Origin of the sequence: Caenimonas soli, assembly GCF_013155545.1 — a bacterium.
Classification (GTDB): domain Bacteria; phylum Pseudomonadota; class Gammaproteobacteria; order Burkholderiales; family Burkholderiaceae_C; genus Ramlibacter; species Ramlibacter soli.
Genome location: NZ_JABJVV010000005.1, coordinates 193,338 through 209,306, shown reverse-complemented (window position 1 = coordinate 209,306; position 15,969 = coordinate 193,338). Strand labels below are relative to the sequence as shown.

Below are 15,969 nucleotides of genomic sequence, written 5' to 3'. Positions count from 1 at the left end.
TGAGATGGCCGACGGCATCCGGATCGAGGGCTTGAGCAAGCGCTACGGCGCGGGTGCGGCTGCCGTCGACGCTCTCAAGGATGTCAACATGAGCGTGGCGCCCGGTGAGGTGGTCGGATTGATCGGGCCCAGCGGCTCGGGCAAGACCACGCTCCTGAAGTGCCTGGGTGCCATCACGACACCGACAAAGGGCCGGATGACACTTGGCGGCGACGTCATCTTCGATCAGGCCTGGAAGCGTCAACATCAGCAGGTTGTCCGTGTAGGTCGAGTGGATGCCCCACTTCTGGTGGGGCGTGATGAAGTTCAGCGCAATCTCCGGATTTCCGTTGGAACGGATGCCCCGGATGCCACCCGTTGTCTTCAGGTCCACCGGCGGGCGGTACGTGCTGAACCCCTCGCCGAAGGCGATCATCCAGGGATGGTCCATGTAGAACTGCTGGCGCCCAGTCAGCGTCCGCCATGGGATCAGTTCGTGGACGTTCGTGTAACCGGCGTTGTACGACACCGTCTCGCTCTCGATGCCGCTCCAGGTCGGGGAGCTGATGATCTTGCGCGGTTGCGCCTGCACGTCGCGGAACCGGATCTTCTCGTCCTGCCGGTGCAGGGCCAGGTGGGCGTGGTCCCGTCCGGTCTGCTTGCCTAGCGCTTCCCACGCCTTCACGGCCACGTGGCCATTGGTTTCCGGCGCCAGTTGCAGGACGACCTCGCACGCGTCGATGTCGGTCTCGATCTTCGGCAAGCCCTTGGTGGCGCCTTCTTCCTTGACGAGGCCGTTCAGTTCGCCCAGCTGCTTGACCTCGGTCTGCGTGTTCCAGCCGATACCCTTGCCGCCGTTGCCGGCCTTGGCCATCAGCGGGCCCAGCGCGGTGAAGCGCTTGAAGACATTGGGGTAGTCGCGCTCGACGACCTGCATGTTCGGCGCCGTCTTGCCGGGAACGAGCTCGCAGTCGCCGCGAGCCCATTCCTTGACGTCGAAGGGCTGTGCCAATTCGGACGGGCTATCGTGCATCAGGGGCGACAGCACCAGCTCGCGCTCCACGCCCAGGTGGCCCACGCAGACCTCGCTGAACTTTTTCGCGAAGCCCTTGTAGATGTCCCAGTCGCTGCGCGACTGCCAGGCCGGGTCCACCGCGGTCGACAGCGGGTGGATGAAAGGATGCATGTCGCTGGTGTTGAGGTCGTTCTTCTCGTACCAGGTGGCCGTGGGGAGCACGATATCGGAGTAGAGGCAGGTGGTGCTCATGCGGAAGTCGAGCGTGACCAGCAGGTCCAGCTTGCCTTCCGGCGCCTTGTCGCGCCAGACGACCTCGGTCGGTCGCGCGTCTTCGGCGCCCAGGTCCTGGCCCTGGACCCCGTTGCTCGTGCCCAGCAGGTGCTTGAGGAAGTACTCGTGTCCCTTGCCGGACGAGCCCAGGATGTTGGAGCGCCAGACGAACATGTTGCGCGGCCAGTTGTCCGGGTGATCGGGGTCGGTGCAGCTCATCTTCAACGAGCCGTCCTTGAGTCCTTTCGCCGCGAAATCCTTCGGGTCCGCGCCCGCTGCCTGGGCGTCGCGGACGACTTGCAACGGATTGGTCTGCAACTGCGGCGCACTCGGCAGCCAGCCCATGCGCTCCGCGCGCACGTTGTAGTCGATCATGCTGCCGCCATAGAGCTTCTTGTCGGCCAGCGGCGAGACCACTTCGTCCATGCCCAGCTTTTCGTAGCGCCACTGGTCGGTGTGGGCATAGAAAAAGCTGGTGCTGTTCATCTGGCGCGGTGGCCGGATCCAGTCGAGCGCGAAGGCGAGGGCGGTCCAGCCCGTCTGCGGCCGCAGTTTTTCCTGACCGACATAGTGCGCCCATCCACCGCCGCTCTTGCCGACGCAGCCGCACATCATCAGCATGTTGATCACGCCGCGGTAGTTCATGTCGCTGTGGTACCAGTGGTTCATGGCCGCGCCGATGATCACCATGGAGCGCCCCTGGGTCTTGTGGGCGTTTTCGGCGAACTGGTGCGCCACCGTGATGAGCTGCGAACGGGGCGTGCCGGTGATACGCTCCTGCCAGGCGGGGGTGTAGGGTGTGTCCTCGTCGAAACTGTGCGCGGCGAATTCGCCCTCGAGGCCCCGCGCGATCCCGTAGTTGGCCACCTGCAGATCGAACACGGTCGCCACGAGAGCGGAACGCTCTTCGCCGGCCTTGCCGAGCGAGATGCGTTGGACCGGCACCGTGCGCACCAGCACGTCCGATTGCTCGTTGTTCGGGAAGTGCTCGCTGGCGATCCCCCCGAAATAGGGGAAGCCGACCCGCGCCGTTTCGCAGGCGCCCTGCTGCTCGCCCTCCATCACGGACAGCTTGAGCCTCACGTCGCCGCCGCTGCGGGCTTCCTTCGCCTCCAGGTTCCACTGGCCCTGGTCCGCCCGTCCGTCGGGCCCCCACCTGAAACCGATGGCGCCATTGGGCAGCACCACCTTGCCGGATTCGTCGAAGGCAACGGTTTTCCACTCGGGATTGTTGTCCTGCCCCAGCTTGCCGTTAAAGTCGCTGGCGCGGACATACCGGTGGGGCACCATGACCACCTCACCGGAGAGCAGGGCGTGCTCCTTGAGCATGACCAGCATGGGCATGTCGGTGTAGCGGCGCACGTACTCGTCGAAGTACGCGCTGCGCTCGCGCCCGCCGCCCCCGAAATAGAAGTCCCTGAGGATGACGTGGCCCATGGCCATGGCCACGGCCGCATCGGTGCCCTGTCTCGGGTTCATCCAGATGTCGGCCAGCTTGGCCACTTCCGAATAGTCCGGCGTGACCGCCACGGTCTTGGTGCCCTTGTAGCGGACCTCGGTGAAGAAGTGGGCGTCCGGGGTCCGCGTCTGGGGCACGTTGGAACCCCAGGCGATGATGTAGCTGGAGTTGTACCAGTCGGCCGATTCCGGAACGTCCGTCTGCTCGCCCCAGATCTGCGGGCTGGAAGGAGGCAAGTCGCAGTACCAGTCGTAGAAGCTCATGCAGACGCCGCCTATGAGGCTCAGGTAGCGCGACCCGGCCGCGTAGCTGACCATCGACATCGCCGGGATCGGCGAGAAGCCGATCACGCGATCCGGCCCATGCCGCTTGATCGTATGGACGTTGGCGGCCGCGATGATCTCGTTGACCTCGTCCCAGCTCGAGCGAACGAATCCACCCAGTCCACGAACGGATTGGTAATCACGCCGTTTCTTGTCGTCGGCGACGATGCTGGCCCAGGCCTCGACCGGTCCGAGCGTCAGGCGTGCCTCGCGCCAGCTCTTGAGCAGGCGGCCGCGGACCATGGGGTACTTGACCCGGTTTGCACTGTACAGGTACCAGCTGTAGCTGGCGCCGCGAGCGCACCCCCGTGGCTCGTGGTTCGGAAGGTCCCAACGCGTCCGCGGGTAGTCCGTCTGCTGGGTTTCCCAGCTGACGATGCCGCCTTTGACGTAGATTTTCCAGGAACACGAGCCGGTGCAGTTGACGCCGTGGGTGCTGCGCACGATCTTGTCGTGCGCCCATCGATTCCGGTAGGCATCCTCCCAGGTTCGGTCTTCGCCGGTCGTCTGGCCGTGGCCGCCGGAGAAAGGCTCGCGCGGCTGCTGGAAATAGGTGAGGCGGTCGAGAAAGTGGCTCATGGACTTTTTTCTCTCATTCGATGGGAAGGCGACTCACGGGTTTTTGACGTAAGCCCCCTTGCGCAGGTAGAACCACCAGTTCAGCACCAGGCAAAGGGCATAGAAGATTGCGAAACCGTACATCGCGTACTGCGGTGTTCCGGCCTTGATCTGGTCGCCGATGACGATGGGCGCCACGAAGGCGCCATAGGCGGCGACCGCCGAGGTCCACCCCAGTACCGGCCCGGCCTGCGTGCGGTCGAAGATCACGCCGATGGTGCGGAAGGTCGATCCATTGCCAATGCCGCTGGCGGCGAAAAGCACGATGAACAGGCCCAGGAACGCAGGAAAGTGCTGCTCGGGGGTGGGCGAGGCGTAAGCCTGCATCATCACGTAGCCGACAGCGACCGAAGCGACCACCATCACGGCGGAGATGATCTGGGTGACGATGGAGCCGCCCACCTTGTCGGAGATCCAGCCGCCGAGCGGGCGCACCGCGGCGCCGACGAAGGGCCCGATCCAGGCATAGGCCAGGATCGTGGGCGCGTTCGGGTTGTTCAGGGTGTGCTGCATGACGCCGGCCGCGTCGGGCACATGGCTGACGCCGAAGATCACCTTCATCGAAAGCGGCAGCGCCATCGAGAAGCCGATGAACGAACCGAAAGTGACGATGTACAGCGCGGTGAGCGACCAGGTGTGCTTGTCCTTGAAGATCGCGAACTGCTTGGTGACGTTCTCCTTCATCGGGCCGAAAGCCGCGAGCTTCATGATCAGCAGCGCGCTCACGATGTCCAGCGGGATCGCCACCCACATGCTGATGAGGCCCAGCCCGGTGGGTTTGGGCAGGTACAGGTAGAGGCCCAGGATCGACGGGATGAAGGCCAGCGTGTAGAGCCAGGTGATCTTGGCGAAGGCCACCAGCGGATGGCCGGAATCGGGTGTCACCGTCTTGAGGTTGTTCATCCCGAACCAGCACAGGACGGAAAGCGGCACCAACGACAACACCCAGGCAAAGCCGGCGTTCTGAATCCACGTGGGCGTGCCCGCGGCGATCTTGCCGAAGATCCAGCCGCTGTCTTTCAGAAGGGTGGTGGAGGCGCCGCCCAGGCTGCCGAAGATGGAAAGCGTCATCACCAGCGGAATGACGATCTGCATCGTGGTCACGCCGAAGTTGCCTAATCCGGCGTTCAGGCCCAGCGCCGTGCCCTGCAGCCGCTTCGGAAAGAACGTGCTGATGTTCGACATCGAGCTGGCGAAGTTGCCGCCGCCCACGCCGCACCACAGCGCCATCAGCTGGAAAGTCCAGAGCGGCCACTCCGGGTGCTGCAGCACGATGCCGGTGCCCAGGGCCGGCGCCAGCAACATGGCAGTGGTGAGGAAGATGGTGTTGCGCCCCCCCGCCAGGCGGATCAGGAACGAGGCGGGAATGCGCATCGTCGCGCCGGCGATGCCCGCGATGGCCGTAAGCGTGAACAGCTCGGCCTGGGTGAACGGGAAACCCAGGTTGAGCATCTGCACCGCGATGATGCCCCACATGCCCCAAACCGCGAATCCGCACAGGAGCGCGGGCACCGAGATCCAGAGGTTGCGGTAGGCGACCCGCTTGCCGGTCGATTCCCAGAACTCGGGGTCTTCCGGGCGCCAATCGGCAATATTCGCGCCGCTGGCGCCCTTGCGCAGCGGCGACACCAGCGTGGTTGTCGTTGTCATGTGGTTCTCCAGTGTTCCTGAAGGCTGGGGCCCTGAATGGCTGCAGGGTTCGTTCCATGCATCTGCGCCAGCGGCGAGGGCGGTGCGTGCTCGCCCATCACCTGCGTCTTGCGCACCTCGCTCCAGTACATCCAGACCAGAGAGACCCAAACCACGCCATACATGAGCATGAAGGCGCTGGAGCGGATGCCGGTGATGTCCATCAATGCGCCGAACATGATGGGCAGCACGAAGCCGCCCAGGCCGCCCGCCAGACCGACGATGCCGGAAATGGCGCCGATGTTGGTGGGGTAGTCGTCGCTGATGTACTTGAAGACACTGGCCTTGCCGAACGCCCAGGCGATGCCCAGCACCAACATCAGGATGGTGAAGGTGTAGACGTTCAGGCCGATATGGAAGGTACGCGGGCCGTTGACAGTGAATACGGTGAAATCGGTTTGCGGATAGGAGAGCAGGAACAAGCAGATCCAGCTCACCCACATCACCCACCAGGTGACGCTGTGGGCGCCGAACTTATCCGACAGCCAGCCGCCGATGGCGCGCAGCACGCCCCCAGGCAACGAAAAGCAGGCGGCCAGGAGGGCGGCGACGCGAATGTCCAGGCCGAACTCGCCGACGTAGTACTGCACCATCCATAGCGACAAAGCGACGTAGCCGCCGAAGACGATGCTGTAGTACTGGCAATAGCGCAGCACTTTGGGGTCCTTCAGGGCCTTGATCTGGTCGATGAACTTGACGCTGCTCGAAACCTGGTGTGCGGGATCGCTGTAGCTGAAGAACCAGAAAAGCAGGACGGTACCGAGCATGACGGCGGCATAGACCTGGGGGACGAGTGTCCAGCCGAAGGCCACCAGCAGCACAGGCGCGACGAACTTGTTGACGGCCGCGCCGGAATTGCCGGCGCCGTAGATCCCCATGGCGAAGCCCTGCCGCTCCTTCGGGAACCAGCGGGCGACGTAAGGCGTGCCGGCAGAAAAGGAGCCGCCGGCCAGGCCAACGAACAGGCCGATCACCAGAAAGTGCCAGTATTGGGTCGAATACGACATCAGCCAAATGGCTGGCACGGTCAGCGCCATCAGCAGAGTCATCACGATGCGCCCGCCGTAGCGGTCGGTCCAAATGCCCAGCGGTACCCGCACCAGGGAGCCGGTTAGCACCGGCATGGCGGTGAGCAGGCCAAACTGCGTCGCATTGAGATTCAGCGTCTTCTTGATCGGGATGCCGATGACGCCGAACATCATCCAGACCATGAAGCACACCGTGAAAGCCAGCGTGCTGACCGCAAGGACCGACCAGGCCTGCGCGCCGACGGGTACGTTGGCAGTGGGGGAAACTCGTCGTCGTGCGGCCACTGGCTTTGCTCCCTGGTTGGTGCCACCGCTGTGGATGGGGCGATGGTTGGAGCTTAGGTTCGGGGCATCGACGATGCGTTGACAAATATCAAGTTCGTGTGCCGACGTTGGGCCTACATTGAAGCGTCATCTCCAAGGGCCGAACCCCATGACCGACAGTTCAGCAGTTCAAATCCAAGTCGAGCCTGACACGCCCATCGCCGGTTTTTCCCGGTGCCACGTGGGAATCCTCTCGGGGCTCGCGACTTTCGCCGAATTGCCCGCGCTCGTTCGCGCCGCCGAGCGTGCACGCCGCGTCGCCGCAGCCACGCTTGCGCTGTTCGAGGATTCGATACTCGAGCATCACGCCGACGAGGAAAGCGAGCTGTTCGTCGCGGTGCAGCGCAGCGCAGCGGCCGGCCCCGAGAGCGATCTCGTGCAAGCCATGGTCCAACGCCTCACCAGCGAACACCGGACGATCGAAGCGCTGTGGAAAAGAGTCAAGCCTGGCGTCAAGCTCGCTGCAAGCGCGAGAGCCGCTGAGCTCGACACCGAAAGCCTGGCGGAGCTGGTATCCGCCTACACGGCCCATGCCCGGTTCGAGGAGCAGGAATTCTTGCCCCTGGCCCAGCAGATCCTCGGGCGCGACGGCAACCACCTGGCAGCGCTGGGTATCGCCCTGCATCTGCGGCACGTGCCGCCGCCTATCGGGTACATCTGATGCATCAAGACATCAACGAAAGCCTCTGGGTTCGGCGCGAGCCGCCTCGGGCCATCGGTTCGTGCACCGCCTGGCATTCGGTGCAGTAAGACGTGGCGGGCATCGCGGCCAGCCGCCCCAGGTCGATCTCCTGGCCGCAGTCCAGGCAGTTCCCGTACACATGGTCCTTGAGGCGGCGGCGGGCGGCCAGTACCTGTTCCAGTTCATGGCCCGCCTGCTCCGCCTGGGCTTCATCCACAGCCGCTAGGCTTTGCACGCTCGCCATGTCCTTGAAGTCCGTCACGCCGCGCCCGTCGTCAGCGGTGGCGATCGCCAGTGCGTCACGCGCACCCAGCACGGCACACAGCTCGCGTTCACGCAGGGAAAGGAGCTTTTCAAAGTGGGGAGCCATGCTGATGTCGAATGTCTTCATATGAACCTCATTTCGGAGGAGGTCAGTGTGGATTGCAAACCAGCCGCAGTCGTTGATCCACATCAATCATCCGTGCCTGCGCCGCGGAGCATGGCGTCGGCCCGGCGGCCCAATATCTCTGGTTCAGTGCCCGCTGGATTGCGGGTTGTCGACGATTCTCTGGAGCGCTTGCAGATCCAGGATGCGGAGGTGACGCTGCCGCACTTCCACCAGACCCAGCTCGGCAAACCGGGAAAATGTCCGGCTGACGGTTTCGAGCTTGAGCCCGAGATAGCTGCCCATCTCTTCGCGCGTCATTCGCAGCACCAGCTCCGTTCGCGAAAACCCTCGCGCGTGCAGCCGCTGCACCAGGTTCAGCAGGAACGCGGCAAGCCGCTCCTCGGCGCGCATGGTGCCTAGCAGCAGCATCACGCTGTGCTCGCGGACGATCTCGCGGCTCAGTACGCGATGGACGTGATGCTGCAACGCGTTGATTTCACGCGAGAGCTCGCCGACACGGTCGAACGGCATGACGCAGACCTCAGCGTCCTCCAGCGCCACCGCATCGCAGGTGTGGCGCTCGTTCACGATCCCGTCCAGGCCGACGATTTCGCCGGCCATCTGGAAACCGGTCACATGGTCTCGGCCGTCGGCAGATGCCATGCAGGTCTTGAAAAAGCCAGTGCGGATCGCGTAGAGGGATTCGAAGCGCTGGCCACTGCGGAACAGGGCGGCGCCGCGCTTGACCTTGCGCCGCGCCGAGACGATCGCGTCCAGGCGCTCCACCTCTGCGGCGCTAAGGCCGATGGGCATGCACAGCTCGCGTAAATTGCAGTTGGAGCACGCTACCTTGAGGGTGTTCGGCTCGAGCGCCGGCGCATCGCCGGATTGATGGGGCTTGAGGACTCGTGACTGCACCGGGGTCTTCCGTGGTGTACCTGCGCGTTTCTGATCTGGGTCAAATTGTGGGCATCGTGAGCCCGGCGCGCTTGATCCAGATCAAGCGGCAGCGCCTCCGGTCGTCGCACAGTCAACGCTTACACCCTCCCAGGCCCGCGATGATTCCAGTTTCACCCGATTTGATGAGCCGCTTCGATATCCCGGGGCCGCGCTATACCTCCTACCCGACAGCCGACCGGTTCGTCGAGGCGTTCACCGCCGCTGACTACGGTGGCGCCCTGGCGCAGCGAAAGGCCGGTCCTGCGCTCCTGGCCTCGCCGCTGTCGCTGTACGTTCACATCCCGTTTTGCGAATCGCTGTGCTACTACTGCGCCTGCAACAAGATCATCACCAAACACCACGAGCGCGGTGCGGTTTACCTACGCTTGCTCTCGCGCGAAGTGGACTTGCACGTAGCCGAACTTGGTTTGGGCCAGACCGTAACCCAGTTGCACTTAGGTGGCGGCACGCCCACGTTTCTTTCCGATGACGAGTTGCGCGAGCTGATCGCCATGTTGCGGCGCAGCTTCGCCCTTGCGCCCGGCGGCGAGCATTCGATAGAGATCGATCCGCGGACCGTGAACGGCAAGCGGCTGGCGGTGTTGGCGGAACTGGGCTTCAATCGGATCAGCTTCGGCGTGCAGGATTTCGACCCGGAAGTCCAGAAGGCCGTGCATCGCATCCAGCCGGCGGAGCAGGTGTTCGAACTGATGGCCCAGGCCCGCGAGATCGGCTTCGATTCGATCAACGTGGACCTGATCTACGGCTTGCCGCTGCAAACCCCTGAGACGTTCGCGCGAACGCTGGAGCAGGTGCGCCAACTGCACCCCGACCGGATCGCGCTCTACGGCTATGCCCATTTGCCGGAACGCTTCAAGCCGCAGCGCCGCATCGTGCCGGCGGAGTTGCCGGCCGCCGCCGCCAAGATGGCCATGCTGTCGCAAGCGCTGGCGGCGTTCAAGGAGGAGGGCTACGACTACATTGGCATGGACCATTTCGCGCTGCCCAATGACGCGCTGGCGGTCGCCAAGCGCCAGGGGCGCCTGCATCGCAATTTCCAGGGCTATAGCACCCAGCCCGATTGCGACCTGATCGGCCTGGGGGTCTCGGCCATCGGCCGTATCGGCGCGACCTACAGCCAGAACGCGAAGACGATGGCGGAGTACTGCGACCACCTCGACCAGGGCCGGCTGCCGGTGGTCCGCGGCCTGGCGCTCAGCCGCGACGATCTGGCGCGCCGCGCGGTGATCATGGCGCTGATGTGCCAGGGCGAGGTGCTATTCGAGGCCATGGAGCAGGCCTGGCTGATTGATTTCCGGCGCTACTTCGCGGGTGAACTGGAACAGCTGCGCGAACTAGCCGACCAGGGTTTGGTGACGCTGGACGAGTCGGGCATCCAGGTGACAGCCCCTGGCTGGTTTCTGGTGCGCGCCATCGCCATGGTGTTCGACCGCTACCTGCAGGCCGATCGCACGCGCGCACGGTTCTCTCGGATTATCTGAGATGCCGGTATCGACTTGAATCGTGCCCCGCTGAGCTAGGCCCTCGGAAATCCAGCGCGGCGTTGGCTCTCCGTTCTCCAGAGCCAAGGCCCGGACCAGGGACGAAAGTTCCAACTACCCCAGGACAAATACGGGACGTTTATCCCGTACTGGTTTCCGCTCTATTCCCGTCTAATTACCTAGCGGCCCTTTGATGTAGTAGAGGTCGACGATGAGGAGCTTAGTTGTGGAAGAGCACACCGAGAGCTGGCAGCTCCGCTCGGGTACGTGGTACCGCGATCCAGATTCTGAGACGTGGCACCTTGCCGCGTCCCCCAATGGAACTGCCGTCAACGTAAAGCTCTCGACTCAAGACGTCGGGCGGATGATCGGCGCCAGGAGAGATATTTCCACTGGCCAGTGGTTTCCATCCGACTTCAATTACTCACCGCAAACCGGCACTCCACTACAGGATCCGGTCACGTGCCTGGACTCGCCATGGGTTCCGCCCTTTGGTGCACCCGCGCTCTCCGACATGACCAGGCCTCCAACCAGAGGCCTGAGACAAACACCTGCGCAGCTGACCTTGGCACGATCGAACGGGCGCCTTGACCCGGACAGAACCTTGCCAGCCTTACCGCCGGGGCATTATCGTTTCCTGGTCGACAAGTTCGATGTGGCCTCATCCACTTTGATGGCCATAGAGCCGGAGCAGGGCAAGCTCCTCGTACTCCTGCCCGAATCGAAAATCTGGAGCCCGCTTGAGCGCCCGGCCGGCGGAATCCTGGCGCAGGGCCTGAAGAATTTCCGCGGATGGCGCATGGAAGTTGTCGAGGGAGTCCGCGGCGCAACGTTGTACTTCCCGACTGCTATCGGATTAGCGGTGGTAACACCGACCCTGATCGGTTTGTCGTACGCAGTAGAGTATTTCGGAGAAGGCCCTGCGCTCGGAGGCCCGGTTGCATGGGCGGGCGAAGTTTGGCTGCCGGTGCTTGGCAAGAATGGTGCTGTCAACCTCGTCGGCAAACCCCCGGGGGCGGCCGAACCAATCGTCTTGCCAACAAGCGTCCTCGCTCCAAAAAATGGCTATGAAGCGCCGGTTTTCGATCCCCATCATGTGATCTGGCCAAGCGAGGAGGGACAGCTCATTGTTCGCCTGGATCAAACCGGCAAGAAAAAGGCTGAATGGATCGCCTGGCCCGATGGGCTGAGGCCGACGTTCTCGTTGGGCTGCCCATTGCTTTTCGGATTCTTCTGGCAGCAATGTTGGAGAGGCCAAGACGAGTCGCTCGAGTACGTGCAAATGGGCAAGCTGTTCCCCGAGAGGGCGGCCATCGATGCGCCGCGGCTGTGCACAGGGCACGTCAGCTACAAGAACGAGCAACGGATCGAGGGCGATCCCTGGATGCAGCCCGAACATGTTTCCGATGGGACGTCTTCAACGATCGTTGTGCCGCTTCTCGAATCCGAGCTTGAGCACGCGGTAGTCGGACTACGGATCGATGCACCCCAGGGGGTCCTCGCTCTGCTCGAGTCCGATCAAGAAAGACACCGTGCTGTGCTGCAACTGCAGGCAGAAAACCGCGCCGACGCGCTGTTCGGAACTTTGAGCGTCGCAAGGCCGTGGCTGACCTCGCTGTTCGTCTACGACGCTCATTTGTGGGTGTACCACCCCGAGCTCGCGCAGGCATATGGCTGGAAACTGGAGAGCCGGATTGAACGTCCAGATGAATAAATGGGCTCAGTCGGCGCGGGGTGAGAACCTGTGTGGCTATTGCCTTCAGCCGTGGTTCGGCTTGGTGGCCTACTGTCCCTATTGCGGACGCAAGCCCAGCTTCGCGACGATCAGCCAGGAGCCCGACGATCTTCCCCAACGTGATGAAGTTGTGGCAAGTGCACAAAGGACCCTGGAAATGCCGAGTGGCGAACTGCCCTGGGCGCTTCTGTTCAAGAGCGTCATAGCTGGCGTCGCCGCGTTGCTTCTTTTATGGATCGTGCCCAAGCTTCTTGCACCCAGGACCAGCGAGGAAGCGTCAGCTCATCCGCCAGTATCTACCGCAGGTATCGCGCCCCCACCAACGCGGAGCGCGGTGATGGGCGCAGCACAAGCGCCATCGATGCCGCTGCGCAGCGAGAGCGCAGTCCCGCCGCGATCAAGCAGGCCGCCGTGCTCCGTAGCGCACGAGAAGGCAGGGTTGTGCAAATCGCAACAGTGAGTTTTTTTCAAAGAGAGGATACGCCATGCGAGCAATGACCCGAACGGCCCACTTGTGGCTTGATTTGATGAAAGGTGTGCTTGTGTTCGCAGCGGTGGCGGTGGCCGGCGCGCATGCGGAAGTCATCGTGACGGGTGGGAAGACGGGCACCTATTTCCAGATAGGCAACAACCTCAAAGAGTTCGTTTCCCCGGCGCTGGAAGTGCGGGATTCCAAGGGATCCTGGGCGAACGTAGAGGACATGAGCCAGACGGAAGGAGTTAGCCTGGCGATTGTTCAGTCGGATGTTTACGCCGCTTTTGTGTACTTGCGCGACAGCCGCGACGTGCCCCCGGAAACAAGGCGGCAGTACGGCAAGCTCCTGGCGCATCTCAGGGTCTTCATGCCGCTGTACAGAGAGGAGATCCATTTCCTGGTGAATAAAGACAGCCCGCTTGAATTCATTCACCAGATCCAGGGTAGGCGGATCTGGATGGATGCCGAGAAGAGCGGGACTTATCTCACCGCCCTGAACATCTACAGCAAGATGTTCAATGAGCGGCCGACCGTCGTGGCTCCTTTCATCAATCCCACGGTTACGGGCGACGATGAAGGAACTAAAACGCGGCGGTCGGCATTGATGGTACTAAGTGACCCGAATTTTTACGCGAGCTTTCCCAAGATCGATGTGCTTGTGCTTGTTGGCGGCCAGCCTCTCAAGTTGCTCGAAACGAATGTACCGCCGAACTTGAGGCTCCTGAAGTTCGATCCGGCGCATGGCACGTCAGCCAAGGTTTTGCAGGACTACAGGAGGGCGGAGATCCAGAAGTCCAGCTACCCATCATTGAATATCGTTGACGCCGCCCTGCCCTCGCTCGCCGTTGATTCGTACCTGATCACGGCCAACTTCATCAAGGAAGATCGCAACAAGTTCATCACCACTATGGCCGGTCAGTTTTGCGAGAAGTTCAATGACCTCCAGAGCAAAGGCCATCCGAAGTGGAAGACCCTTAGTTGGAAGCCAGGTTCGCCTTTGCCTCCACTGGCCGTAGGGTGGCAGTATTCCGTAAGAGTGAAGGATCGTTTGAGCCAGTGCCAGGTGCAAGGATCCAACGGGGTGCCCGCCAGCGGCGCCTGCAAGCCGCAAGACCGCTTCGCTGGGCTATGCCGATGAGCGTACGAAGCGGTAGCGCTATTGAAGTTGACAAGCCGTTGCGGCGTGAAATACTCTTGCATGATGACTTCGAGCGCGCCCAAAGTGCAAGAGCCGGCGCCTGCGCAAGGCGCGGCCGGCTTGGCGGAAGCGGCGCGCTACGCCCTGCTGCGCCGCCTGGCACCCTCGATGCGGCATCACCTGGTGGTCAACCTTCAACCCATCGGCATGATCTATGAGGTGATGGAGAGGCGTTTGCGAGCCCCCGAGCCGGACCTCGCGGATGTGCACGAGAGCGCGCACAAGATCAATGGCTTCGCGCGGGCGGCGCTCAATTCCTGCCTGGACGTTGTCACCTGGCTGGCGCCGGAAGAAGAGATGCTGACCACGGCCAGCGAGGGCGTGCGCGAATGCCTGGGCCTGCTGGCCACCAGCCTGACCTTCCGGGGCTACGCATTGCGCAGCGAGGTGCCGGCGGTTCCCGGCGAGGTCAGGCGCTCTGCCGTCCGCAACGTGCTGACCGCGGCCATGATCCATGCCACGGATGAAAATCCAGCACCGGCGGATCTGGTGCTGTCGGCTGAGCCGAGTCCTGCCGCGCTGGTGGTGACGCTCACGGTGCGGCCGACCCAAGGGGACGAGGGGTTCTCCGCCGAGGCCGGCTACCGGCGCCTGGAATGGAGCGACGTCGCTGCGCTCGCGGCTGCCGAGGGCGTGGAGCTTCAGCGCGAAGGCCGGCAACGCCTGCAGCTGGCTATTCCCTGGGCGAAAGCCTGAGCTGACCCGGCGGCCGCAGCCGGCGCAGCAAGCGCGGAATCTCCCCGGGCAGCTCGCGCGCCAGGTAGCCCAACGGCCCCAGCCGCCGCGCCAGCTCTTTGCCCGCCAGCGCATGCAGGACCACGCCCCAGGCACAGGCTTGCTCCAGCGGTACCTGCTGGGCCGCCAAGCCGGCGATCAGGCCGGCAAGTACGTCGCCCGAGCCCGATGTGGCGAGGCCGGGATGCTCGGCCTCGTGCCGCCAGCGGCCACCGTCCGGAGTCGCAATCAGGGTGGCGGCGCCCTTGAGTGCGACCACTGCGTTCCATTCACGCGAGGCAGCGATGACGGCTTGCTCCGGGTCCGCCAGCACCGCCTCTTTGCTCAATGCGCACAGATGCGCCATCTCGCCCGCATGCGGCGTCAGCAGGACGGGCTGGTTCAGTCTTGGGCCGGCCCTGACGACATTCATCGCCAACGCATCGAGGATCACCGGGGCATGGGCCAGCATGGGCAGCAGCCGGGCAACGAAGGCGTCGGTGCCGTCCTCGTCCATCAGGCCAGGCCCGATGAGCACGGCGTCCGCGCCCTGCGCGCATTCATCGAGCAAGTCGATAGCGTGGGCTGCAAAGGCGCCCGCCGCCGTTTCAGGCAAGGCGATCACGCGCGCTTCCGGCATGGCCAGCGCCAGCTTTAGCGCGACGGACTGGGCGGTGGCGATCACCAATTTCCCCGCCCCAGCGCGCAGTGCCGCCGTTGCCGCCAACAGGGCCGCGCCGGGGATCTCGCGGCTTCCCGCGATCACCAGGACGCGACCGCGCTCTTCCTTGTCGGCCTCAGGCGAAACCTGCGGCAGCGGCCAGGTGCGCAACAGCCGGGCGTCCACATCGATCCATGGTGTCGCGGCCTGCATCGCGTCAGGGCTTGGGTGCGGCCGGCGTGTCGGCTTCCACCGTCACGGGAGCGCCGGCCTGGCGCAACGGGGCCACAAAATTCACGAGGTCGGAAACAAGGGCGTCGCGGCGCGGATCGTACTCATAGGACGTTACACCGCAGTTCGGCACGTCGGCCAGCTTGTCGATCGCCAGGATCTCCGCCTCGTCCATGCACTCGATCAGGTAACGCATGCAGTTGACGATGACCTGGTGGGCCACCACCAGCACGCGTTGGCCCGCGTGCTCGCGGGTCATCATCTCCAGCAAGCTGCGCAGGCGCAGGATCACGTCGCACCAGCTCTCGCCACCGGGCGGACGGAAGTAGAACTTGCCGACGTGGGCGCGCTGCTCGCCCAATTCGGGATATTTCTGGCGGATGCCGAAATGGGTGAGGCGGTCCAGGATGCCGAACTCCTTCTCGCGCAGGCGCTCGTCCACTCGCAGGCGCAGGCTGTTCGGTGCGATGCGGGCGCCCTCCAGCATTTGGTGCGCCGTCTGGCGCGCTCGCACGTAGGGCGAGCACAGCACGACTTCGGGCCGCCTCCCCGGCGACAGTTCGCCAAACCAGTGGCCCAGCGCGCGCGCCTGTCGGCAGCCCAGCTCCGACAACGGCGTATCAATGTCCCGCTCGGCGATGTCGATGACCGGCAGGCCCGCCGCCTCCGCGGCATCACGTGCCACGTTGCCGGCGCTCTGGCCGTGCCTCACGATCCATAGGGTGCGCGGCCATTGTTCCTGCATGGGTAGTGG

The 15,969-nt window shown here is 63.7% G+C and carries 12 protein-coding genes and 2 pseudogenes; 7 read left to right on the top strand and 7 right to left on the bottom strand.

Going from position 1 to position 15,969, the window contains the following annotated elements; all coding sequences use genetic code 11:
- Positions 1–4 precede the first annotated feature (4 nt).
- Positions 5–256, top strand: a pseudogene (locus tag HNE04_RS09690) (ATP-binding cassette domain-containing protein); the annotation flags it as partial.
- Here HNE04_RS09690 and HNE04_RS09685 read toward each other — a convergent pair.
- The 3 genes and pseudogenes from HNE04_RS09685 to HNE04_RS09675 all read right to left on the bottom strand — a co-directional run.
- A pseudogene (locus HNE04_RS09685) lies at positions 236–3,628 on the bottom strand (nitrate reductase subunit alpha); the annotation flags it as partial. The pseudogenes HNE04_RS09690 and HNE04_RS09685 overlap by 21 nt on opposite strands.
- Before the next feature lie 33 nt (positions 3,629–3,661).
- The gene (locus HNE04_RS09680) at positions 3,662–5,317 is read right to left on the bottom strand and encodes an MFS transporter (RefSeq protein ID WP_172218328.1); all 1,656 of its coding nucleotides are present in this window, start codon (positions 5,315–5,317) and stop codon (positions 3,662–3,664) included.
- Positions 5,314–6,669 (bottom strand): MFS transporter, encoded by a 1,356-nt coding sequence (locus tag HNE04_RS09675; protein ID WP_172218327.1) that lies wholly within the window; start codon positions 6,667–6,669, stop codon positions 5,314–5,316. Before HNE04_RS09675 ends, HNE04_RS09680 begins: the two co-directional genes overlap by 4 nt.
- Before the next feature lie 148 nt (positions 6,670–6,817).
- Here HNE04_RS09675 and HNE04_RS09670 point away from each other — a divergent pair, with 148 nt between their 5' ends.
- Positions 6,818–7,369: a hemerythrin domain-containing protein gene (locus HNE04_RS09670; protein WP_172218326.1), complete on the top strand. Its 552-nt coding sequence runs from the start codon at positions 6,818–6,820 to the stop codon at positions 7,367–7,369.
- A 4-nt stretch (positions 7,370–7,373) separates the two neighbouring features.
- Here HNE04_RS09670 and HNE04_RS09665 read toward each other — a convergent pair whose 3' ends face one another.
- Positions 7,374–7,781 (bottom strand): TraR/DksA family transcriptional regulator, encoded by a 408-nt coding sequence (locus HNE04_RS09665; RefSeq protein ID WP_172218325.1) that lies wholly within the window; start codon positions 7,779–7,781, stop codon positions 7,374–7,376.
- A gap of 123 nt (positions 7,782–7,904) precedes the next feature.
- On the bottom strand, positions 7,905–8,573 hold the full coding sequence (locus HNE04_RS09660) for a helix-turn-helix domain-containing protein (protein ID WP_172218482.1): 669 nt from the start codon (positions 8,571–8,573) through the stop codon (positions 7,905–7,907).
- A gap of 245 nt (positions 8,574–8,818) precedes the next feature.
- Between HNE04_RS09660 and hemN the strand changes: the two genes are divergently transcribed.
- From hemN to HNE04_RS09635, 5 genes are all read left to right on the top strand, one after another.
- Entirely contained in the window at positions 8,819–10,201 is a 1,383-nt protein-coding gene (gene hemN, locus HNE04_RS09655; RefSeq protein WP_172218324.1) for an oxygen-independent coproporphyrinogen III oxidase, read from the top strand.
- Between the two features lie 226 nt (positions 10,202–10,427).
- Entirely contained in the window at positions 10,428–11,915 is a 1,488-nt protein-coding gene (locus HNE04_RS09650; protein ID WP_172218323.1) for a hypothetical protein, read from the top strand.
- Complete coding sequence (locus HNE04_RS09645; protein WP_172218322.1) at positions 11,896–12,396, top strand: hypothetical protein; 501 nt, start codon at positions 11,896–11,898, stop codon at positions 12,394–12,396. Before HNE04_RS09650 ends, HNE04_RS09645 begins: the two co-directional genes overlap by 20 nt.
- A 25-nt stretch (positions 12,397–12,421) precedes the next feature.
- A complete protein-coding gene (locus HNE04_RS09640) occupies positions 12,422–13,549 on the top strand; it encodes a TAXI family TRAP transporter solute-binding subunit (RefSeq protein ID WP_172218321.1) in 1,128 nt (375 codons plus the stop codon).
- Positions 13,550–13,609: 60 nt separating this feature from the next.
- Positions 13,610–14,305, top strand: coding sequence for a hypothetical protein (locus HNE04_RS09635; protein ID WP_172218320.1), 696 nt, complete (start codon positions 13,610–13,612; stop codon positions 14,303–14,305).
- Here the strand turns inward: HNE04_RS09635 and HNE04_RS09630 are convergent.
- Together HNE04_RS09630 and HNE04_RS09625 are read right to left on the bottom strand one after the other, a co-directional pair.
- Complete coding sequence (locus tag HNE04_RS09630) at positions 14,283–15,197, bottom strand: NAD(P)H-hydrate dehydratase (RefSeq protein ID WP_172218319.1); 915 nt, start codon at positions 15,195–15,197, stop codon at positions 14,283–14,285. The genes HNE04_RS09635 and HNE04_RS09630 overlap by 23 nt on opposite strands.
- A 4-nt stretch (positions 15,198–15,201) precedes the next feature.
- Positions 15,202–15,960: a histidine phosphatase family protein gene (locus HNE04_RS09625; RefSeq protein ID WP_172218318.1), complete on the bottom strand. Its 759-nt coding sequence runs from the start codon at positions 15,958–15,960 to the stop codon at positions 15,202–15,204.
- Positions 15,961–15,969 lie beyond the last annotated feature (9 nt).